We start from the raw sequence: 21490 nt of genomic DNA on the forward strand, positions 1-21490 counted from the left end.
GGCTTTTCATATACAATTTACAATTGTGTGAAAAATGTCCAAAATAAATTGTGCTTCCTGATTCTTCCTGATATGATAAGCCGAAAAAGGAGAACCTGAACAAATGAACTCAAATGCAGCACAGACGGAACAGCCGATGAAGCATAACGGAAACCGGGTGACGATCAAGGACTTTATCATTCTTGCCAAACCGGGGATTATCATCTCAAATTCACTCGCCGCATTGGGCGGATTTTGGATCGCATGGATTCAGTCAGAAAGGACGGGCGGAGGGCCCGGTATATTTGCCGCCATGGCGGTTGCCATGATCGGAACGGCGTTGGTCATGGCATCAAGCACTGTTTTTAATAACTTCTTTGACCGCGGCATGGACGCAAAGATGGCACGAACCCGCACCCGCGCAAGCGTCACGGGAAAAATACCGCCGTCGGTCATGATCCTGTACGGCACATGTCTCGGCGCCTGCGGATTCATCATGCTTGCTTCACTTAATGTACTGACCGCCGTTCTTGGCCTGCTTGCCTTTTTGCTGTATGCCGTCGTTTATACGCTTTGGTTTAAAAGACAATCCGTCTGGAGCACATTTGTCGGCAGCTTTCCCGGGGCGGCTCCGCCTTTAATCGGTTATTGCGCGCTGGCCGGGTACATTGATATGCCCGCGATTTTGTTATTCGCGATTATGTTTTTGTGGCAGCCGCCGCATTTCTGGGCGATCGGAATCAGGCGAAAGGAAGAGTATCGTGCAGCCGGCATTCCGCTTTTGCCGATCATAAAAGGCAACCGCGCCACAAAAATAAAAATGCTGCGCTATATTGCGGTTCTGACTGCGGTTTCGCTGCTCGTTCCTCTTTATATAGACGTCAGCCCGTTTTATACCGCGTCCGCTCTCCTGCTCGGGGCCATCTGGCTGTACCGGAGCGTCAAAGGCTTTCAGGCGGCGGATGACACGCAATGGTCGAAGGGGATGTTTTTTTATTCGATTGTGTATTTCAGTCTGCTTTTTCTTATTTTAATGGCTGATTCGTTTATCAATGCGGTTCTCAGAACGTAAACAGGCGGCTTGCAGATACAGAGCCGCCCCGTTTTGTTTATGCTTTTTTGATGAGAGCCAAAATATCTTCAAGCCAGGAAATATAATTCCGTTCCCGCTCAAGCGCTTTTGTCAGCACGAGATAATGGCCGAAATCAGGAGAAGAAAAAGAATCCGCCTCCGCGGACGATGTCATCAGTTCTTGATAACTGTTTTCCAGATCGGACAATTTCTCCTTCCGCTTTACGAGCTGGTCGGTGAATAGCTCATCCGCTTCTTCCTGCGTCAAAGCTGAGATGAAATAAGCCTTCAGCATAAATTCATCCTTCACCGTTTCCGGAATCGGGTCTTTTTTCGTCAGCCAGGCAGCAAGCTCCAGCTCTCCCCTGTCAGTCAGCGTGTACATTTTTTTCTCAAGCTTTGTTCCTTGAATCGCAGTGCGAAACGTAATAAATCCCTCAGCCGTCAGTTTTTTTAATTCCGGATAAATCTGGCTGTGCTTTGCGCTCCAAAACTGGCCGAGCTCTTCCTTAAAATAGCTCGATATATCATATCCGCTCAATTCGCCTTTTCGCAAAAGCCCTAAAATCGCGTACTTTAAAATTCTCATGTTGTCCTCCAAGCCATTCATTTGACAGCTAGTATACCATACGGCCGCTCAAAAACGCAGAAGTGCCGGATGCTTGTCATTGAATCTGCGGCGGCAAAATCAGCGAAAATATGCAGAAAGGGGTTATCGAAACGGCAGCAGAACTGGAAAAAGCCTTTCTCATGTCTTTGCCTCATTCATATGACAACATGATATAATCATTGTAAAAATTAAGAAATAATGGAGGGACATATGAAGACGGTGATTGTGTATGCAAACCCGGATGAGAACAGTTTCAATGCGGCTCTCGTAAAATACGTCGTCATGGCTTTAAAGGATAGCGGCCAAAGCTATACGGTCATTGACTTATACGCCGACCAATTTGATCCCGTGCTGAAGTACGGCGGCGAAAAAAAGCGCTCTGACATGAACCGGGACGCTGAAACGAAGAAATACCGGAAACTGATGAAAGAAGCGGATCATCTCATTTTCATCTACCCGCTGTGGTGGGGAGGCGTTCCGGCGATTATGAAAGGCTTTTTTGACAGAGTGCTTGTCGCCGGAGAAGCCTACACATATGAAAACGGCCGCGTAAAAGGACTGCTCCGGGCAGAGACGGCACAGGTCTTTTATACGGCGGATTCCCCGGGCTGGTACTTAAAGTGGTTCCGGAAAAACTCGGACTGGATTACGCTGAAAAAAGGCATTCTGCAATTTTGCGGCATTCAAAAAGCCGAGCGGAACCTTTTTTCTGTCGTCAAAACGAGCACACCCGAGCTGCGGGAAAAATGGCTGCGCCAAGCATACGCTAAAGTCCGGCGCGCTTGTGAAAAAGGAGCGGCCGCATGCAGATAAAAGAAATTTTTGTGATTCGCTGCCTGTCCTGTTTAAGTGTGGTTCTGCTTCACGTAGTTTCAATGGTGCTGATGATTCAGGAAGAGTCCTTAGCCAGTGCCGCCCATACGGTTGATGCTTTTCGGACCCTGTTGATGTTCAGCACGCCGGCGTTTATCTTTATTTCGGAATTTCTGCTTGCCAGGTCATACCCGGGAGGCGTTCCCGCGGGTTTTTTAAAGAAAAGGGGCAAAGTCATTTTCGTGCCGTTTCTGTTTATTGCCGCGGTGGATGCCATTTTAATGAAAAGCGTGGCGGAAGAAGGAGCCGGCTTCGTTTCAGTGATCGGTAAATTTTTAGAGAATGTGTTTTTAGGAAACTTCATCGGCTACTTCATTCTTGTGATCTTTCAATTTTACATTCTCCATATGCTGCTGCACCGCTGGCTGAACAACACATCTCCCATGTGGGTGCTGTCTGTTTCGTTTATCATCAACGCCGTCTATCTGGCTTACTTTTCCATCTTTCATCCGCCGGCATCATCGGGGCTTGATTCTATTTTTCCGTTCTTTTGGGTTCCGTTTCCGGGCTGGGTGTTTTATTTCTGTCTGGCATTTTATTGCGGAAAGGAATATCCGCGTTTTTTATCGCTCATCAATCAGTACCGTTATGCGGTTTACTTCAGTGCGGCCGTATCGGCAATATTGATTGTGGCCGTTTCATATATCAGCGGCGGCTCCATTTCCTCTAAGCGTCCGGATATTATGATTTACGCGGTCAGTATGATCTTTCTGTGTTTTCATCTGTTTTCAAAGCTCAAAAAAGTGCCCGCGATTGTGATGATGATCAGCAACTATTCGTTTTCAATCTATCTGCTGCACTCCTACTTTTTAATCAGCGGATATCTTCTGGAAGGCTATTTGCGATCAATGCCTTTGCCGGCTGCCATCCTTCTTTTATTTTTGATCTGCACGCTCGGTCCCATTTTCTTATCTTGGGTGTGCAACCATTTCAGATACGGATACCTGTTTGTCGGGAAAGTGTATCAGCCGAAGCAGACCAAAAGAAATACGGCGGCGCATCAAGGCCGCACAGTCTGAAAAAAAGGCGGCGTTTCGGCCGCCTTTTTGATACGGAAGTTGACATAACCTGCAAACGAAACCCCCCGCTGCGGCCGTTTTGACGGATGCATTTATGACAACATAACGCCATCGATTTTCTCCCTTGTGAAGACCGATATATTGTATACTTATAGGAAATACTTTCAAAAAAAGTGAAAAAGAGAAAAACTGTGAGCTTGGATGAACGACTAAAAAGGAGCGGGGACATTATGAATGACTGTGTCAAAACATTCGGAGAACTTCCGGCCGAACTTTATTCCTTTGCGGGAGGAAAAGGAAGCATTCTCTCTAAAATGTATCAAAGCGGGTATCCTGTGCCTGAAGGGTTTGTGATTTTGCCGTCAGCCTTTCAGGACGGGCAGCTCCGCCATCAGGCGAGAGAGGCTGTTGATCAATATGTGAATTCCATCCGCAGCCGCCATGCATCTGCGTTGTTTGCCGTACGATCATCCGCGCTGAGCGAGGATTCCGCTCAGGCTTCCTTTGCCGGAGAATTCGATACGGTGTTGAATGTCAAAACAGATCAAGACATGTCCAGGGCGATTGATGAAGTCCGCCGATCGGCACAGTCAGAAAGGGTAAAAGCGTACAGCGCCGTTCAGGGAATGGAAGATGAGCATGAAATCGCAATCGTCATCCAACTGATGATACCGTCTGAGATATCCGGAGTGCTGTTTACCGCAGATCCGATTACGGGGAGCGGGCGGGAGATGACAGGCAATTACGTCTACGGTCTCGGGGAGCAGCTCGTTTCCGGGGAAGCCGATGCTTATTCTTTTAAACTGGCACGGCCCAAGAAAAAATATGACGGCCCCGGGGAATTTCGCAAATATGCGTCAAAGCTCTATAAACTGGCGAAAAAGCTGGAAAAAGATCTTGGAGGGCCGCAGGATATTGAATGGGCCGCCGCGGGCGGGACATTGTATATTCTTCAATCCCGCCCGATTACGACCTTACAAGCCGGAAATCTGGAAACCTATGAATGGAATGATTCTTTCAGCGGGGATTTTTTATGGACAAACACAAATATAGGAGAAGCGATTCCCGATGTGATGACGCCGCTGACATGGTCGCTCCTCCGGAATCTGGATGAAGAGTCGGGCATCATTCCGGGCTATTATGTCTGGTCCGGCAATATTTGCGGAAGAGCCTATAACAATATGAGCCAGCCTCTTTCCGTTCTCGCCGCTTTCGGTCTGAATCCGAAAGGCGGAAAAATAGGAAAAATGATGAGCGATACATTGGGAGAAATCCCGGCGGAAATGAAGATTCCTTTATATCCGTTCTCAAAGTATGAACTTTTGAAGATCATCTCGAAAAAACTGAAACCGTATCTGTCGAAAATGAAGCTCGCGAAAAAAAACATGTCCTCCTACTTGGACGAATCGCCGGAGTGGTGCCGGAATATTGAGGAAAAGCTGAAACGGGCCGAAACGGAGCGGGCATTATTAGCGATATGGAACAATGAGATCTATCCGTATTTATGCAACGCGTGGTTTGCGTTAATATCCGGCGGGCGTGATTCTGCGCAATCCTCTTCGTCGTTAACCTCTCAATTAACAAAACTCGCAGGGATAGAAGATGCGAATCTCCTGCTGTCCAATCTGAGGGGAAAAGGCGGACTGGCCAGCCTGGAGCCGATTATCGGCATTGATCAAGTCATGAAAGGCCGTATGAGCGAGGAAGAATATCTCAGGAACCAAGGCCACCGAGGCCCGCATGAATACGAACTTTCCATACCGCATCCGGGAGAAAACCGGGATTGGCTGACGAAGCAGATCAAAGAACACAAGGAGTCGGGTATTGATGCCGAACAACTGCTTTTGAAACAGCAGCGGGCGCATGAACAGGCCTTCCGAAGATTTGAAGAAAAGTTTCCTCATAAGGTCAAATGGCTCAAAGCCAAAATGGAAAAAGCGTCAGAATACGCGAATATGAGAGAAACAACCAGATCCGAATTTGTCAGGGTGTACCGGACAGCCAGAGCATTCGCGCTCAGAGCGGCGGAAATGACCGGCATGAAGGACGATATTTTCTTCTTGTATCTGCATGAAATAACCGATCTGCTCGCGGGGAAAGAGCCGGCGGTTGCGTCGATTCAAGCGAGAAAGCAAAACTATGAAACCTATAAAAAACTGCCGCCGTTCCCATCCGTTATTAACGGAAGATTCAATCCGTTTAAATGGGCTGAAAATCCTGACAGAAGAGCGGATTATTACGATGCTTTTATGCCTGCGCAAACTGATGATGCGCATACTTTAAAAGGTTTCGCGGGAGCGGCCGGGAGAGTGGAGGGCATTGTCCGTGTCCTTGATGCTCCGGAAGACGGGGATTCTTTTGCGGCGGGGGAAATTTTAGTGACGTCGACAACCAATGTAGGCTGGACCCCGCTTTTTCCAAGAGCGGCTGCTATCATAACGGACGTCGGCGCCCCTTTGTCCCACGCGGCGATCGTTGCCCGGGAACTGGGAATTCCTGCCGTTGTCGGGTGCGGAAATGCAACGTCAAAACTGAAAACGGGGGACAGGGTGGCCGTTGACGGCGGGCAAGGCATCGTCCAGCTGGAACCGCGGCAGACTCCGGTTACTTCTGAAGAGGAAAATGGTAAACTGATAGAATAAAATCATGAGAAAGGAGCCGCGCATGAATAAAGCAGTTATTAATGGGGAGCAAATCAGAAGTATGAGCGACCTGCACCAGACATTGAAAAAGGAACTTGCTCTTCCTGAATACTACGGTGAAAACCTTGACGCTTTATGGGATTGTCTGACCGGCTGGGTGGAATACCCCCTCGTTTTAGAATGGAGACAGTTTGAACAAAGCAAGCAGCTTACAGAAAATGGCGCCGAGAGTGTGCTTCAGGTCTTTCGTGAAGCGAAAGCGGAAGGCTGCGACATCACCATCATACTTTCATAATACGATCAACGGGAGAGAGACAAAAATGGAAAAACAAATCCTCAGCTATCCGATTGGAGAGTATCAGCCGGCTGAATCGATTTCGGCCGGACAGAAACAAGAATGGATCAATACGCTCGAACACGCTCCGGCCAAACTGAAACAAGCTGTCAGAGCGATGTCGGACAGTCAGCTTGATACGCAGTACCGCGAAGGGGGATGGACTGTCCGCCAAGTGGTTCACCATCTGGCGGACAGCCACATGAACGGCTATACCCGGTTTAAATTGAGCTTAACGGAGAATGAACCGGAAATCCGTCCTTATGATGAAAAAGGCTGGGCCGCTCTTCATGATTCCAAAACCGCCGCTTGCGGGGATGCGCTTGAGCTGTTAACGATCCTGCACAGAAGATGGGCCGCTCTTTTGCGCTCCATGACGGAAGCCCAATTCAAACGGACATACTTCCATCCTGTATCTAAAGAGACGATTACGCTGGAACAAGCGCTCGGACTATATGTCTGGCACTCTGAACATCACATCGCCCATATTACTGAGCTTTCCCGGAGGATGGGCTGGCATCTGTCTTAGAGGGTGCCGGCTTTCGGAAAAACGCCAAAACAGCCGCAGATACAATCGTGCATAATGAAATGACGGCGGCTGCCGTATAAAGATGGTGGTAGCCGCTGGCAATGCCCGCTTCAATCGCATCAGAAACCGCTTTTTTGACAGCGGGAACGGGGATTCGGCTCACTTGCTCCTGCCACGAAGAAAGTCCGCCGCCGATATCCGGCGTTTGCGCCTGATCAGCGGGAATGCCGCTTTTCGCTAAACGGTTTTTGATGTCATCTCCGATCCGGTCAAAGCCCGCTGTAATGAAGCCGGCATATAAAGCCGGAGCGAGCGTCAGCCCGACCTGCCTTACGAGTGACAGCGTGCCGAGCGCTGTTCCTTTGTTTTGGCCCGCCGTTTCTGATACAAGCACATTCAGCGGAGCCCCGAGCAGAAATCCGAAACCGATCCCCGCAATGACACTAGATGTAACAAATTCCCATTTATCCGTCACCCATAACGGAAACAGGCTGAAGCCTGCAAATGCGATGGCGCCTGATACAACCGCGGAAAAGACCGGCCCTTTTTTATCCGTGATCGCCCCGCCGAGCCACGCTCCGATGCCTGACGCCAAAGCGAGCGGCGTCATCCAATAACCCGCTTTCTCCGCCGATACGTGCAAATATTGCTCCGCATAAGAAGGAATAAAAATGACCGCAGCGAGCAGCCCTCCCGATAAAAATCCGATGACGAGCGTCCATTGAAACACTTTATTTTGCAGCAGCGAGTAGGCGAGAATCGGATCGCCCCCTCGGTTTTCAACCCGCTTTTCGACCTTAAGCAGCACCAGAAAGAGAAGTGCAGCTCCCAAAAGATACCCGTATACCTTTACGTCCATTATGCTTTCTGACAGCTTCGCCCCATCGAGATTCGTGATACCGATCATGCAAGATAAGATCGCAAGAGACAGCAGCATTGTGCCGGCGAGGTCAAGCCGTTTCGCCTCAGGCTCTTTCGTTTCAGCGATAAACAAACCGCCGCACACAACCAAAGCGGCGGCAATCGGCAGGTTAATCAAGAACAGCCAATGCCACGATCCGGTTACATCAAGCAAAAAGCTCCCGATATTCGGTCCGAGGACGGCCGCCATACCGTTCATCGCCCCTAAAAGCCCGAGAGCTTTCCCTTGTTTCTCCTTCGGAAGCACGGCCAGCACATGCGAACTCCCGATAATAAAAATTCCGCCGCCGCCAAGCGCCTGAATGAGCCGTGCCGCCAAAAACATCGGGAAGCTCTGACTGAGTGCGACAAGCAAAGAGCCGAGTCCGAACAGCCCGACTTCAATCATAAACAGCTTTTTCCGCCCGTATCGGTCCGACAGCTTGCCGACAATCGGCACACTGACACTGAGTCCCAATGTGTAAAGGGTCACTCCCCACGATCCCCATGAAGGAGAAACATCAAAAGAGCTGTTAATCGTCGTCAGAGCAGCGGAAATAATTCCGTTGTCCAGCGCCGCCATGAACACACCGATCGTAAAGAGAGTGATGGCCCGGCTCTGGTTTTTTACTGTTTGCAATGGCTCCGGCATACTGATCAATCCTCCTGTTTTTAATTCACTTCGAATATATTATTCACTTCAAGTGAATTAAATGTCAAACAAAAAAAGGCCGCCGATACCGGCAGACCTTTTTCATCTCTATCCCTGTTTGGAAGAATCAAGCGCTCTTGCCAAAATGGAAAGCCCTTGATTGACCGTTTGTTTTTCTTCAGCGGTCAGTGTTTCCAATGAACGCTTCAATTTTACATGTCCTTTTTGATAAAGGCTGCGGAAAATATCTTTCGCGTTTTCCGTTAATTGAACGACGACTGAACGGCGGTCTTCTTCTGACGGAGCGCGTGTAATGAAACATGATTTTTCTAAACGGTCAAGCAGCCCCGTCGTATTTGAAAGGGAAGCGCCCATTTTCTCCGCTATGTCACTCACCTTAAGCGTCCCGTGGTTGTTCAGAAGCATCAGCACCTTCATTTGCGGCATGCTCATATCAAGCTTCATCCACTCCGACACATCGCCGAGCCCCGCCGATGTCATCACTTTCATGTACAGCACCCAAATATCCCGTTCCTCAGGAGAAAAAATATCGCCGCTTAATACTGTTGTATCATGCAGATTATAATCCATCGTCTCACTTCCTCATTTATACTCCTGCATACCATATTACTGATTTTAATCAGAGAAAGAAAGTTGCAGACGAGTTTTGTTTGAATGTGAGGTGGTAGTGTATAATATGTTGGAGATTATTGGGGGAATTATAATAAATAAGCTATTTTATGATGATTGGAGAGAACATTGCTGACTAAAAAGAATGCCTTATCGATATTAAAAGTATTATTTCCTATTGCAGTTTTGCTTTTAGTCATTTATCAGTCCAAAAAGGAATTGACAGACCTTTCTTTTAAACGAACGCTGTACATTATTAACGGGATTGAGCGTTACGATTTATTTATTCTCGTTCTGCTCGGCCTTCTTGCCGTCAGCGCAATGTCCTTTTATGACTTTGTGCTGAAACGGACGCTTCGCCTCAACATTCCGAATTGGAAAGTATTCAGGGTCTCCTTTATCGCCAATTCCTTTAACAATGTCCTTGGATTCGGCGGTCTGGCGGGTGTCGGGCTGCGGACGATGCTATACAAAGAACATACGAATGACGTAAAACGCCTCGTCGCAGGCATCGCCTGGCTTACGTCCTCAGCGCTGCTCGGGCTGTCCGTTTTCAGTATGTTGACCATTGCCCGCGTTCTGCCGGTCGGAGAGATTACAGGTGAGAAGCCGTGGCTGTGGGCTGTTATCGCCGGAGTGGCGCTTATTGTGCCGGCAGCCTTAATCGCCGCTGGGATCAACAATAAAAAAGCTGGCGCAGAAGACGGTGAAGCAAAACCGAGGCATCCGGTTTTTTCTTACATCGGGGCATCGTTTGCTGAATGGTTTGCGGCGGCTGTCGTCATGTATTATTCCTTGTATGTCATGGGAATTCACGCGGATGTCCGCCATGTATTCGGTGTATTTGCCATTGCCGCTATCGGGGGAATCATCAGTCTTGTGCCGGGAGGATTCGGTTCGTTTGACCTTCTGTTTCTGCTCGGCATGCAGAATATGGGCTTTCCGCAGGAGGCGGTTGTGACATCCATCGTCATCTACCGGATTGTGTATTCATTTATTCCGTTTGTGTTCGGGCTGTTCTTTGCGGCTGGCGATTTAACGGAAAATACGCTTAAACGGCTGGAATCAAATCCGAAGATGGCGCCCGCCGTGGAAACGACGAACGTGCTTCTCGTATTCCAGCGCGCTATCTTAATCAGGGTGCTTTACGGTTCGCTGTCGCTTTTGGTTTTCATGGCGGGAGTGGTCGTGCTGGCGTCCGTCGCCCTGCCGATTGACAGGGAGACGGTCATCCCGCATATTCCGCGCCCGGCGCTCCTTGCGTTTAACGCGTTATCGTTAAGCGCGGCTTTGATTCTTTTAATCTTGCCGATTGAATTATACAAACGGACGAAACGTTCTTATTCAATGGCGGTTGCCGCGTTGGTCGGCGGTTTTGTGTTCAGTTTCTTAAAAGGATTGAACATCAGCGCGATCTTTATTCTGCCTGTCGTCATCGTATTGCTTGTGCTGTTAAAGCGGCAGTTTATCAGAGAGCAGGCTTCGTATACGCTCGGCCAGATGATTTTTGCGGCCGCTCTGTTTATTATCGCCTTGTTTAACTACAATCTCATTGCCGGCTTTATTTGGGATAAAATGAATCGGCTGCTGCGCCACGATTATTTCGTCCATAACAATTCGCACATTACATATGCCACGATGACGGCCATTATTGTTGTGCCGCTGTTTTTCCTTTTGTTTACGTTCTTTTATCATAAAAGATCGAAGCCGATCGGAGAAAAGGCCGATCCTGAACGACTGAAGTCCTTTTTGGCGGAAGAAGGCGGAAACGCACTCAGCCATCTCGGCTTTCTCGGGGATAAGCGGTTTTATTTTTCAAGCGACGGCAAAGCGCTTTTATTGTTCAGCCAGATTTCCAGAAGGCTTGTCGTGCTCGGTGATCCGTCAGGACAGAGAGACTCTTTTCCGCTTGTGATTGAAGAATTTCTGAATGAAGCGCATAAGCAGGGGCTGAGTGTCATGTTTTATCAGATCGAACGTGAAGATCTGGCGCTGTATCATGACTTCGGCTATAACTTCTTCAAGCTTGGAGAAGAAGCGTTCGTGGATATGGAGGCCTTTACGCTCTCAGGTAAGAAAAAAGCGGGGCTGCGGGCGATTAACAACAAATTTGACCGCGAAGGCTACACATTTCATGTCGGGGAACCGCCGTTTTCCTCCGAGTTTATCGCCAAGCTGAAAGACATTTCGGACGAATGGCTCGGACCGAAAAAAGAGAAAGGTTTTTCTCTCGGTTTCTTCGACCGGGATTATTTGGAACAGGCGCCGATTGCTTACGTGAAAGACGCGGAAGGGGAGATCATCGCTTTTGCCAACCTGATGCCGATGTATCAGGAAGGCGAGATATCCGTCGACTTGATGCGTTATCGGAAAAGCGCGCCGAACGGTATTATGGACGCGCTTTTTATCCGTCTGTTTCTCTGGGCGCAGGAAAAAGGCTATACTACCTTCAATATGGGCATGGCGCCTTTGTCAAACGTAGGAACGGCTTTTACATCTTTCTGGTCGGAAAGAATCGCGGCCGTCATCTTCAACAACGTCCGGTATATGTACAGCTTCAGCGGGCTGCGGGCCTTTAAAGAAAAATACAAACCGGAGTGGCGCGGGAAATACTTGGCGTACCGCAAAAACAGATCGCTGTCCGTCACGATGATCCTCGTCACCCGCCTGATCGGAAAAACCAAAAAAAGACGCCGTTAAAAGGCGTCTTTTTTTTCGAAGAATTAACTAAAAATTCTAATTTCACTCTGTTATACTGAATAACATGATCATAAGGTGAAAGGAAGGCTGATGAATGAAACAGGCAACCGTGTTTAAATATGAAGCGTTTTCCAATATTCCTGATTTGGGAAATCCCGCGGGAATCGTCTTTAACGGAGATGATTATTCAGATGAAGAGATGCAGATGATCGCCGAAATGGCAGGGTACAATGAAACCTCATTTCTCTGTAAAAGCGGAGAAGCCGATCTGCGCATCCGCTATTTTACACCCGGCCACGAAATGAATTTATGCGGACATGCTACCGTCGCCTCTCTTTACGCATTAATTGAAAAGGGAAGGCTTCAGGCTGATCAGACATATCAAATTGAAACAAAAGCCGGCATTCTTCCCGCAAAAGCCGCTGAACGAAACGGCCGGGTATACATCACACTCGAACAGGCTCCCCCGCAATTTCTGCCGTTTACGGGCGACAAAGAAAAGCTTGCCGCCTCGCTCGGGATTACGGCTGAGGATTTTCACAGCGGGCTGCCGATTGTTTACGGATCAACGGGGATCTGGACACTGATTGTTCCGCTGAGATCACTTAAAGCATCACGGAATATGGTGCCGGACAACGCACAATTTCCCGCTATTTTGCGCGATCTTCCGAAAGCGAGCGTTCATCCGTTTTCTCTGGAAACCGTTCATCCGGAAAGTGATCTGCACGGACGCCATTTTTCTTCCCCTTTCTCCGGAACGACCGAAGATCCCGTCACGGGAACCGCTTCAGGCGTCATGGCAGCCTATATGCGGCAATACGGAGGCTCCGAAGCCGAATGCCTTACGATTGAACAAGGCCAGGAAATCGGGAAAGACGGAAAAGTGGAAATCAGGATCGCGGAGGAAAACGGAGAGATGAACATCAAGATGACGGGAACGGCCGTGTATGCCGAAACAATCAATTTTCAGCTTCCGTAACGGTTTACAAATGCCGGTCGTATCCGTTATATTATAAATGATAATCATTTTCATTTGGATAGGAAGGTGAATCGGCATGCCGAAAACCGAACAATTACAGCAAAACGAAAGTCTTGCACATACAATCAGAAACAGAAGATCCATCCGGTCGTTTAAACCGGAAACCGTACCTTCTGAAGTCATATTAGATATGCTTGAAACGGCCGTTTACGCACCGAACCACAGACTGACGGAGCCATGGCGTTTTATCTACGCAGCAAGCGAAGCGGGAAAAGCAAAGCTTGCGGACAGCTACGTCTCATTTTTCAAAAAGATAAAAGATGATTTCAACGAGGAAAAAGAGCGGAACATGAGAAAAAATCTCAGCGCCGTTCCGGGATTTTTGCTGGTCGTCTTAAAAGAAGATGAAAATGAATTTACGAGAAACGATGATTTTGCGGCGCTGAGCGGCATGATTCAAAACCTTCAGCTTCTCGCACATGAAAACGGCATCGGCATGGTCTGGAAAAGCGGCCGCATTATGTATGACAAACAGGTGCACCAAGACTTCGGCCTTGCTGACAATGAGCGCTTTGCCGCCATCATTCAAACGGGCTATCCGGATGAACAGCCTAAGGCGAAAGAACGGACGCCGGCAAAAAGCCTGTTTACCGAACTGTAAAAAAATCCCCGTCTCTATACAGAGGCGGGGATTTCGTATTAGCGGGTTTTGCTTTTAGCTCTGTTGTCAGCGGCTTTCATCCGCGCCTGCGCTTCACGGTCAGCGGAATCAGCAAGCTCGCTTGAATATTCCTCATATGTGCCGTCTGTTTCGCGTTTCAAAGCATCCGGAACTTGAGGAAGTTTTTGTTTGTTTTTATCACGGTTTTTGTGAGTATGATTTCTGCCCATATCAATCGCCCCCTGAAAAAAGTGATATCAAACAAACATAGTATCTGCCCGGTCCCGATCTTTATTCAGTTTATTTCCGTTTGGCTGCTCTTTCCGCTTTTTTGAATTCACCGGAATAAAGGACTTCCTGCATTTTTTTCAGATTGGCTCCCTGCTGATGTTTTTCGCGCTTCTTTTCCATAAAAGAAGACCCTCCTTCAAAACAGAATACCAATAGGATTGGCTTTTATTTCCGTTTTTATGCAGATAAGAGATCCTTTAAAGCGGAATCAAGTTCTTCATACGTAAATTGAAAACCGGATGTCAGCGCCTGCTTAGGCAGGGCGCGCTGGCCTTTTACGATCAGCAGGCTCATTTCTCCCAAGGCCTTCTCCAGAAAAAGTTCCGGTACGGGAATCCAATGGGGGCGGTGCAGGACGCTTGCGATCGTTTTTCCGAATTGCTTCATTTCCACGGGGTTCGGCGATGTCACATTCATGGGACCGGACAAGTCATCATGCTCCGCCGCATAAGCGATAAGTTCCGCGGCGTCGTCCACATGAACCCATGACAGCCACTGCCGTCCAGAGCCGATGGTGCCGCCGGCTAACAGCTTATAAGGGAGAACCATGAGCGGCAGGGCGCCTTTTTCACCGAGCATCACCCCGAATCTGGCATATACCGTCCGGATGCCGAGCGCTTCAATTTTCTGGCCTTCACGTTCCCACATATGAGCCGTATGACTGAGAAAATCTTCATTTGACGTATCTGACTGTTCGGTGAACGTTTTTTCTGTGCTTGTGCCGTAAATGCCGACGGCGCTGGCCTGAATCAAAGCCCGGGGTTTTTTCGGCTGCTGCTTTATAATCCGTCTGACTTCTCTCGTCGCTTCTATTCTGCTTGAGATGATTTGTTCCTTCGTTGTGTCCGTCCAGCGGTCAAAGATGGATTTGCCGGCGAGGTTCACCCATACATCAATAGGGGGAAGCTCGCGCTCAGGCGCCGCGTTTTCGGCCAGCCATTGAACATATGTCACATTTTTTTGTTCGGTTTCTCTCTGTTTTCTTGATAAAATATAGACATGATGTCCCCGGCGGGTAAACACACCTGTCAGATGCCGGCCCAGAAAACCAGTGCCGCCTGTCATCGCGATATTCATATCCATCTCTCCTTACACGTTGATACATATACTGTACCTCATTTGCCAAAAAGAAAAACGCCTGAACATCGGGGCGGGAAAGGAGACCGGGATGCCGTTTATTACAAAAATATCGACCCAAAAGAAAAATACCGAGCGCTTCAACATCTTTCTTGATGAGAAATATGCATTCAGCGTCGACGCCGACGTGCTTGTGCGTTTTGACCTGAAAAAAGGGAAAGAACTGGACGAGCTTGACATTCTTGAAATCCAGTACGGCGATGACGTGAAAAAAGCCTTTAACCGCGCCGTAGAATTTTTATCATACCGGATGCGCTCTGAAAAAGAAGTCCGGGATCATCTGAAGAAAAAAGAAACACCGGACATGGTCATTTCTGAAGTCATCCATAAACTGTACGATTACAGCTACTTAAATGACAAAGAATTTGCCGAAGCCTATGCGAGCACCCACAAAAAAACAAACGGCAAAGGCCCTGACGTCCTGTTCCGCGAGCTGAAAGCGAAAGGAATAGACGACGATACCATCAAGGAGACGCTCAGTGCGTTTACATTTGATGAGCAAATACAAGAAGCGCTGAAACATATCGGCAAAATCCTGAAAAAAGACAAAAAGCTGTCCACAAAAGAGATCAGACAGCGGGCGCAGATGCAGCTTCAGCGAAAAGGTTTCCCTTTCGACGTCATCAATGCCGCTCTGGAACAGACGGAGTATGAAAATGATGATGAAGCCGAGATGGAAGCTCTGAAGGCTCATGCGGAAAAAGCGATCAGGAAATACCGCTATGACGGCAGTTATGAAAGCGGAATGAAGGTCAAACAGTACTTATTCAGAAAAGGATTCTCGATTGACGATATTGATCAATTCTTGCAGGAAGAGGAGTAAACTGAAATGGACAAACGATACAGTCAAATGACGCCTCATGAACTACAGACAGAAATTGCGGGACTGACGGAAAAAGCGCGAAAAGCGGAACAGATGGGCATTGTAAATGAACTGGCCGTGCTTGAACGGAAAATTACGATGGCCAAAGCTTACATGCTGAACCCGGAAGACTTTCGGCCCGGCGGGGTGTATCAGATAGAAGGTTCTGATGACACTTTCCGCATTGATTACATCAACGGCGTATTCGCCTGGGGACACAGATCTTCCCCGTCTGACGGGGAAGAAGCACTGCCGATTTCCGTTTTAAAAGAAAAAAAATAACAAAAGAGGCCGGTTCCGGCCTCTTTTTCTTTTCGGGCACATTCGTTTCATACTTTCAGTAAAAAATGATTGAATTCATTTTTGATATCTTTTAAGATGGAATTCGTTGTTTTTTAAATAAAAAGGAGGCGATTTGCGTTGAATATCAAAATGAAACAGCCATCTGTGAAATTAATGATTTTTGTTTTAATGATTTGCACATTTTCCATCGGGTATACGGAATATGCTGTCATGGGTATTCTGACGTCGATTGCCGATGACTTTCATATACATGTATCTTCAGCGGGCATGCTTGTTACGGCGTACGCGGCGAGCGTCTGCCTGACGGGCCCGATCGTAACCATTATCGCGGTTAAGCTGCCAAGAAAGCCGGTGTTGCTAGGGTTAATGGGCATCTTCGTCCTTGCCAACCTGATGAGCGTCTTTGCGCCAAACTTCGCCGTGCTGGCGATTTCCAGAATTTTATCCGCATCCATCCACGGAGCTTTTTTTGCGATCGCCATGGTGTTTGCGAGTGAAATGGTGCCGCCTGAAAAACGTTCCGCCGCCGCGGCTTCCATGAACGGCGGATTAACCGTGGCGCTGATGCTCGGTGTCCCGTTCGGCTCTTATTTAGGAGATGCCCTTAACTGGCGGGCCGTCTTTTTCATTATTTCCGTTTTAGGCATGATCGGGCTGATCGGACTGATGCTGGTCGTACCGAACCGGAAACCGAAAGTGATTCCGATGCTGATGAATGAATGGAGTGTCTTTAAGCATAAGCAAGTGATTTTTTCCTTTGCGATCACCATTCTCGGCTACTCAGGCGTATTTATCGCTTACACGTTTATTGAGCCGATTTTAAGAGATTCAGCGGGGTTCGGCACAGTCGGCATCACAGGCGCATTATTTGCCTACGGTCTCGGCGGAGTGGCGGGGAATTTCTTCGCGGGGAAAGTGCCGCTCAAACTGCTGACACGCACGATGATCGGTGTGATGATCGGCTTGATCGGCGTCTTGGCGATTTTTCCTTATATCGCCGTTTTTCCAGCCGCCGCGGTTTCAGCGACATTTTTATTCGGCGCATGTGCGTTCGGCACGCCGCCGCTTTTGCAGACCAAGGTTATTTCTTCCTCTGAAAACGGCACGACAATCGCCGCTGCGGTGAGCGTTTCCGCCTTTAACCTGGCAAACGCGCTCGGCGCCTGGATCGGCGGATTGATTCTCGGGGGAACGGGATCTTACTCATGGCTGTTTGCCGGCGGTGCGCTGATGACGGCTCTCGGCCTTGTGCTTTCCACGTTCGCTCATCTGTCTGAGAAGAAAGATGTTTATGATTACCAAGTGCATAAAGGGTAACAAAAAGCTTGCAGGGGATATTCCGCCTGCAAGCTTTTTTCAGTGCTTCAATGTAATGCTGATCACCGTATGTTTATCACTCTCAGCTAAGGACATATTCCGGGTTTCCGGTACTCCGTCTTTTTCAAAAACGACGGCATAGGTTCCTTTCGCGCCGCTTTTCCATGCAATCTCGCCGTGGTGATCAGTCTTGCCTATTATCTCTCCGCGGTCTATATTCGGCTGATGATCTGACTCCGCCGCTTTCATCACGGTGACCGTCACACCGGCCGCCGGTGAACCGTCTGCATCCTCAACATGGAGCGTAACGGGCAATGCTTTTTTGGCGGCGGAATCATTCGCTTTGCCGCATCCGCATAAAACGGCCGCCGCGAGAAAGAAAACAAAAGCTTTATTGATTTGACCAATATTGAATGTTGTCGAATACACTGTTTGTCACCCTTGTTCCCAGATTGTAAGACGACCCGCCGTTTGTATGAATCGCAATGGCGGTCTGGCCGGTGTCGCTGTAATTGCGGTAAACGGGCGATCCGCTCTGGCAGCCGTACGTATCTGTCGTATAAGTGAGTTTATATGTCTCGGCAGAACGAATCGGCTTGCTGTCCGACCACATGGAACCGGACACTTTGTCGCACGGATATCCTGTCACGGTTGAGGAAAGCCCGGCCGGACTGGAACTGTTGGTCGTCCGGTAGCCGTACCAGCCGACAGTATTCCCGGGCGACCCGTTTACTTTGATTGCCCCGTAGTCGTAGTTTGTGTCACCGTTTTCTGTCCACCCTTTGACACTGTAGAATGTCTTGCCTGAATAAGAGCCGTACGGGTACGATGATCCGTTGCGGCCCGGAGCTGCCGTAATTTTAGATGCCCAGCCGTTTTTCTGGTCATACACGCAATGTCCCGCCGTAACGATCGTGTCGGCATTGACAAAAAAACCGGTGCATCCGTAGGTGCTTGTGCTGCCGCTGTATGTAACGGTCAGCTGTGCTGTCGCTCGATATGGAAATGATGTTGTAGGAGAAATTCTGATTCGTTCGTCTGTCCCAATAATACTGGAAGGCTTTAATGACTTGATGTCAGCTTTGCTGTTTTGTGCAAGCTGTCTTTTGGTGAGGCCCGTTCCTTCATAAGCGGGGGATGTCTGTGTTGTTTGTACAGGCTGATTCTGATTTGCGTCAAACTCCTCACCGCTGTTTGATACAGATGTCTGCGGGCTGCCCGCTGCTTCAGCTGAAACAGCAAATAATGAAACTGACAGTAAGAATGCGGTAAGGCTCAGCAATCGTTGTGAAACTGTCTTCATTTTATAAAACCCCTCCTTTTTTGTCTACCGGTTTTCGTTTTAACATTTAACATATTATGGAATTTATTTAGCGTTATGACCGCAAAAGGATGTTTTTTTCCGCAAAAAAAAGACCGGGTCATTCCCGGTCTCTTACGGTGTGTGTTATCGTCTGCCTGAAGCTCTCATGCGCTCTTGCGGGTGCGAATTAATTGAACCGTCCGCCCGTTTAGAAGCGTAGTCATCCTTTGCCCGCGGTTCGCCTTCAAACTTATTATTGTTCTGATTAGGAAATCCTTTTGCCTTGTTCCGGACCATTTGTTTTCCCCCTCGGCCAATATCAAAAGGTTGCGCCTTCTGGACTGAAGACGTAAAGTTAGTATATGCCTGTGACAAGCTGCGTAAAAGCAGCAGGTTTTCCCAAGGAAAGGAGACAGAGACATGAATACATATATCGACAAACTGACGAATTTGCTGCTTGAGAAAAATGACATGCTCAGCTATTTGCAAGCGCGAACTTGGGTTGAGCTTTTATGGGGAGATTTCGAAGCGACTTACGCAAAAGCCGGCCGCCCGTATCAAGGAGAGCAAATGACGGAACGCGTGGTCAAGGAATGGATCGAATCATACGGCAGCAAGCTCCATATGTTCCAGAGCGTACGGGAAGACGTTTCTCATTATTTGGATCAAAGCAGGGGTCTCCTGCATTAACATAGCAGTTCGCCCGCCGGATACCGTCCGGCGGTTTTTTCTTTTTATAAAAGAAATAGAAAAATCATGTTTGACGGCCCGCGGAATGTGGAAATGTGTAATAACTTATAAAATAGCGGGGAGGAACCACAATGAACATGAAAAAGGGGTTAACCGCATTTATTCCGGCCGCAGGACTTTGCTTATTTTTAGCCGCAGGCACCGTTTTTTTTGATCCGGCAGCGAATGCCGCAGCAGTTCAGCAGACAAAAATAGACACCGCAGCAGATACATATATCGTGAAAGCAGGAGAACTTAACGTCCGCAAAGAACCAAATAAACAAGGGTCGATTATCGGCACGCTTCGTTCAGAGGATTCCGTAAAGGTTAAACGGCTTCAAGGAGCAGATTGGGCTGAGATTGACTACAAAGGGCACAAAGCCTATATCTCCACACATTTTCTGATGAAGCAGCCGGTGAAGGCGGTGACGGCGAAACAAACCGCTTTTTATACGCCGACTTTGGAAACCGGCAAAAAAGGGTCCGTTAAAGCGGGTGAAACCGTCAATGTGCTCGGCTGGGGGTTCAGCCATGACGGAGGGTTTGACCGTAAATGGGCGTACGTCACATACGGCGGGAAAGCAGGTTATGTGAAAACGGCCGACTTAACTCAAAAATAAAGATTCAGGCAGGCGAATGAGCCTGCTTTTTTTCTGAAACCTTCCGCCTTTCCTTTCGTAAAAGATGAAAAGGAGAGTGAGGGATATGATAATGGTGATCGGCGGCCTTCTGATGGCTGCGGCCGGCATTTTAGTCACATTTTTTCCGCCGAAGTCGATCAACAGCCTGTACGGATATCGGACGAAGCGCTCTATGGCGGATGAGTCGCAGTGGAAAGAAGGCAATCGATTCAGTGCGCTTCTCATGATTTTGTTCGGCCTTATATCGGCGGCAGCTGGATTTGCGGGCAGCCTGCTTATCCGGCTGACTCAGCCGTTCGCCCTGATCGTTCAGGCCGTATTATTGATTGCGATCAGCGTACTGATCATCGTCTTAACAGAAAGAAGATTGAAACAAACGGGGAGGAGAATCGATGAATGACATTACGTTTCACATGATCGAAACAAACGGAGTGACGCTGCACACGGCTTCAACCGGTCCGAAAGACGGTCCTTTGGCGGTGCTGCTGCACGGGTTTCCGGAATTCTGGTACGGCTGGAAGAGCCAGATCAAACCGCTGGCGGATGCCGGATACCATGTTGTCGTGCCTGATCAGCGCGGCTATAATCTCAGTGACAAACCGGAGGGCATTGAAAACTATACCATTGATACGCTCAGAGACGACATTATCGGGCTGATCACTCATTTTACAGATGACAAAGCCGTCGTCATCGGCCACGATTGGGGAGGAGCCGTGGCCTGGCATTTGGCATCCACGCGGCCGCAATACGTTGAAAAATTGATCACGGTCAATATCCCGCACCCGGCGGTTATGCGGAAGGTCACACCGTTCTACCCGCCGCAGTGGAAGAAAAGCTCTTATATCGCGTTCTTTCAGCTTCCGGAAAAGCCGGAACGGAGATTGTCTGAAGACGATTACCGCGTATTGGATCACGCGATCGGCTTATCTGAACGCCCGGCGCTTTTTTCACGGGAAGATGTCGACAGCTACAAAGAAGCTTGGGGCAGAAAAGGAGCGCTCACGGCGATGCTGAACTGGTACCGGGCGATCAGAGCCGGCGGTTTAGGCCCTGCCGTTCCGCTTAAAATGCCCGTTCCGTACCGATTAATATGGGGCGTCAATGACCGAGCGCTGAGCAAAAAGCTCGCCAAGGAAACAAAACGGATGATTCCAAACGGCGACTTAATCTTCATAGATGATGCCTCACATTGGGTCATTCACGAAAAACCGCGCATTGTCAGCCATTTGATTCATGAATACCTTCAGCAATAAAGTCTGTCCCGCGTACAGACTTTTTCTTTTTTTTCTCATATCTGCCGAAAAACATGACAAAATATAAATCATAT

At 48.5% G+C, this 21490-nt stretch carries 25 protein-coding genes; 16 read left to right on the forward strand and 9 right to left on the reverse strand.

The annotated features are described in order from the left end of the window. Positions 1-103: 103 nt before the first annotated feature. On the forward strand, positions 104-1051 hold the full coding sequence (gene cyoE / locus BR62_RS0109995) for a heme o synthase (RefSeq protein ID WP_032870711.1): 948 nt from the start codon (positions 104-106) through the stop codon (positions 1049-1051). A 37-nt stretch (positions 1052-1088) separates the two neighbouring features. On the opposite strand, the gene BR62_RS0110000 is transcribed toward cyoE, so the two are convergent. Further along, a complete protein-coding gene (locus BR62_RS0110000) occupies positions 1089-1640 on the reverse strand; it encodes a PadR family transcriptional regulator (protein ID WP_032870713.1) in 552 nt (183 codons plus the stop codon). A gap of 231 nt (positions 1641-1871) precedes the next feature. Here BR62_RS0110000 and BR62_RS0110005 point away from each other — a divergent pair, with 231 nt between their 5' ends. From BR62_RS0110005 to bstA, 5 genes are all read left to right on the forward strand, one after another. Beyond that, on the forward strand, positions 1872-2474 hold the full coding sequence (locus tag BR62_RS0110005; RefSeq protein ID WP_007408540.1) for an NAD(P)H-dependent oxidoreductase: 603 nt from the start codon (positions 1872-1874) through the stop codon (positions 2472-2474). Then, a complete protein-coding gene (locus tag BR62_RS0110010; protein WP_020955519.1) occupies positions 2465-3553 on the forward strand; it encodes an acyltransferase family protein in 1089 nt (362 codons plus the stop codon). Before BR62_RS0110005 ends, BR62_RS0110010 begins: the two co-directional genes overlap by 10 nt. A gap of 230 nt (positions 3554-3783) precedes the next feature. Then, positions 3784-6195: a PEP/pyruvate-binding domain-containing protein gene (locus BR62_RS0110015; protein ID WP_032870715.1), complete on the forward strand. Its 2412-nt coding sequence runs from the start codon at positions 3784-3786 to the stop codon at positions 6193-6195. 22 nt (positions 6196-6217) lie between these two features. Then, positions 6218-6490 carry a ribonuclease inhibitor Barstar gene (locus tag BR62_RS0110020; RefSeq protein WP_007408543.1) on the forward strand — a complete coding sequence of 91 codons (273 nt, stop codon included), beginning with the start codon at positions 6218-6220 and terminating at the stop codon, positions 6488-6490. 25 nt (positions 6491-6515) lie between these two features. Continuing rightward, positions 6516-7058 (forward strand): bacillithiol transferase BstA, encoded by a 543-nt coding sequence (gene bstA / locus BR62_RS0110025; RefSeq protein WP_032870717.1) that lies wholly within the window; start codon positions 6516-6518, stop codon positions 7056-7058. On the opposite strand, the gene BR62_RS0110030 is transcribed toward bstA, so the two are convergent. Both BR62_RS0110030 and BR62_RS0110035 read right to left on the reverse strand, forming a co-directional pair. Beyond that, positions 7018-8610 carry an MFS transporter gene (locus BR62_RS0110030; protein ID WP_032870720.1) on the reverse strand — a complete coding sequence of 531 codons (1593 nt, stop codon included), beginning with the start codon at positions 8608-8610 and terminating at the stop codon, positions 7018-7020. The two genes, bstA and BR62_RS0110030, sit on opposite strands and share 41 nt — an antisense overlap. 108 nt (positions 8611-8718) lie before the next feature. Further along, positions 8719-9201 carry a MarR family transcriptional regulator gene (locus tag BR62_RS0110035; protein ID WP_007408546.1) on the reverse strand — a complete coding sequence of 161 codons (483 nt, stop codon included), beginning with the start codon at positions 9199-9201 and terminating at the stop codon, positions 8719-8721. A gap of 168 nt (positions 9202-9369) precedes the next feature. Between BR62_RS0110035 and mprF the strand changes: the two genes are divergently transcribed. The 3 genes from mprF (at position 9370) to BR62_RS0110050 (ending at position 13580) form a co-directional block, all read left to right on the forward strand. Beyond that, on the forward strand, positions 9370-11940 hold the full coding sequence (gene mprF, locus BR62_RS0110040; RefSeq protein ID WP_032870722.1) for a bifunctional lysylphosphatidylglycerol flippase/synthetase MprF: 2571 nt from the start codon (positions 9370-9372) through the stop codon (positions 11938-11940). 94 nt (positions 11941-12034) lie between these two features. After that, positions 12035-12919, forward strand: coding sequence for a PhzF family phenazine biosynthesis isomerase (locus BR62_RS0110045; protein WP_007408548.1), 885 nt, complete (start codon positions 12035-12037; stop codon positions 12917-12919). Positions 12920-12995: 76 nt separating this feature from the next. After that, entirely contained in the window at positions 12996-13580 is a 585-nt protein-coding gene (locus tag BR62_RS0110050; protein WP_007408549.1) for a nitroreductase family protein, read from the forward strand. A 38-nt stretch (positions 13581-13618) separates the two neighbouring features. On the opposite strand, the gene BR62_RS0110055 is transcribed toward BR62_RS0110050, so the two are convergent. The 3 genes from BR62_RS0110055 to BR62_RS0110060 all read right to left on the reverse strand — a co-directional run bounded on the left by BR62_RS0110055 (position 13619) and on the right by BR62_RS0110060 (position 14948). After that, the gene (locus tag BR62_RS0110055) at positions 13619-13810 is read right to left on the reverse strand and encodes a YfhD family protein (RefSeq protein WP_003155508.1); all 192 of its coding nucleotides are present in this window, start codon (positions 13808-13810) and stop codon (positions 13619-13621) included. 70 nt (positions 13811-13880) lie between these two features. After that, complete coding sequence (locus BR62_RS19195; RefSeq protein ID WP_003155504.1) at positions 13881-13991, reverse strand: YfhE family protein; 111 nt, start codon at positions 13989-13991, stop codon at positions 13881-13883. A 57-nt stretch (positions 13992-14048) separates the two neighbouring features. Then, complete coding sequence (locus BR62_RS0110060; protein ID WP_020955524.1) at positions 14049-14948, reverse strand: TIGR01777 family oxidoreductase; 900 nt, start codon at positions 14946-14948, stop codon at positions 14049-14051. Between the two features lie 91 nt (positions 14949-15039). Here BR62_RS0110060 and recX point away from each other — a divergent pair, with 91 nt between their 5' ends. The 3 genes from recX (at position 15040) to BR62_RS0110075 (ending at position 17490) form a co-directional block, all read left to right on the forward strand. Then, complete coding sequence (gene recX / locus BR62_RS0110065) at positions 15040-15831, forward strand: recombination regulator RecX (RefSeq protein ID WP_015239427.1); 792 nt, start codon at positions 15040-15042, stop codon at positions 15829-15831. A gap of 6 nt (positions 15832-15837) precedes the next feature. Further along, the gene (locus BR62_RS0110070) at positions 15838-16152 is read left to right on the forward strand and encodes a YfhH family protein (protein ID WP_007408553.1); all 315 of its coding nucleotides are present in this window, start codon (positions 15838-15840) and stop codon (positions 16150-16152) included. 144 nt (positions 16153-16296) lie between these two features. Continuing rightward, positions 16297-17490 (forward strand): MFS transporter, encoded by a 1194-nt coding sequence (locus BR62_RS0110075; RefSeq protein WP_076982912.1) that lies wholly within the window; start codon positions 16297-16299, stop codon positions 17488-17490. Positions 17491-17529: 39 nt separating this feature from the next. Here BR62_RS0110075 and BR62_RS0110080 read toward each other — a convergent pair whose 3' ends face one another. The 3 genes from BR62_RS0110080 to BR62_RS0110090 form a co-directional block, all read right to left on the reverse strand. Then, on the reverse strand, positions 17530-17919 hold the full coding sequence (locus BR62_RS0110080) for a DUF2606 family protein (protein WP_007408555.1): 390 nt from the start codon (positions 17917-17919) through the stop codon (positions 17530-17532). Beyond that, positions 17882-18793 carry a trypsin-like serine peptidase gene (locus BR62_RS0110085; RefSeq protein WP_007408556.1) on the reverse strand — a complete coding sequence of 304 codons (912 nt, stop codon included), beginning with the start codon at positions 18791-18793 and terminating at the stop codon, positions 17882-17884. The genes BR62_RS0110080 and BR62_RS0110085 overlap by 38 nt, the downstream gene beginning before the upstream one ends. 144 nt (positions 18794-18937) lie before the next feature. Then, entirely contained in the window at positions 18938-19090 is a 153-nt protein-coding gene (locus tag BR62_RS0110090) for a small, acid-soluble spore protein K (protein WP_003155495.1), read from the reverse strand. A 123-nt stretch (positions 19091-19213) separates the two neighbouring features. Here BR62_RS0110090 and BR62_RS0110095 point away from each other — a divergent pair, with 123 nt between their 5' ends. From BR62_RS0110095 to BR62_RS0110110, 4 genes are all read left to right on the forward strand, one after another. Next, complete coding sequence (locus BR62_RS0110095) at positions 19214-19483, forward strand: YfhJ family protein (RefSeq protein ID WP_003155492.1); 270 nt, start codon at positions 19214-19216, stop codon at positions 19481-19483. Positions 19484-19614: 131 nt separating this feature from the next. Next, complete coding sequence (locus tag BR62_RS0110100) at positions 19615-20142, forward strand: SH3 domain-containing protein (RefSeq protein ID WP_007408557.1); 528 nt, start codon at positions 19615-19617, stop codon at positions 20140-20142. Positions 20143-20227: 85 nt separating this feature from the next. Further along, on the forward strand, positions 20228-20563 hold the full coding sequence (locus BR62_RS0110105) for an SdpI family protein (protein WP_007408558.1): 336 nt from the start codon (positions 20228-20230) through the stop codon (positions 20561-20563). Then, entirely contained in the window at positions 20556-21416 is an 861-nt protein-coding gene (locus tag BR62_RS0110110; RefSeq protein ID WP_032870726.1) for an alpha/beta fold hydrolase, read from the forward strand. Before BR62_RS0110105 ends, BR62_RS0110110 begins: the two co-directional genes overlap by 8 nt. The last annotated feature ends 74 nt before the right edge of the window (positions 21417-21490 follow it).

Source organism: Bacillus sp. UNC69MF (assembly GCF_000746035.1).
In the GTDB taxonomy this organism is placed as follows: domain Bacteria; phylum Bacillota; class Bacilli; order Bacillales; family Bacillaceae; genus Bacillus; species Bacillus velezensis.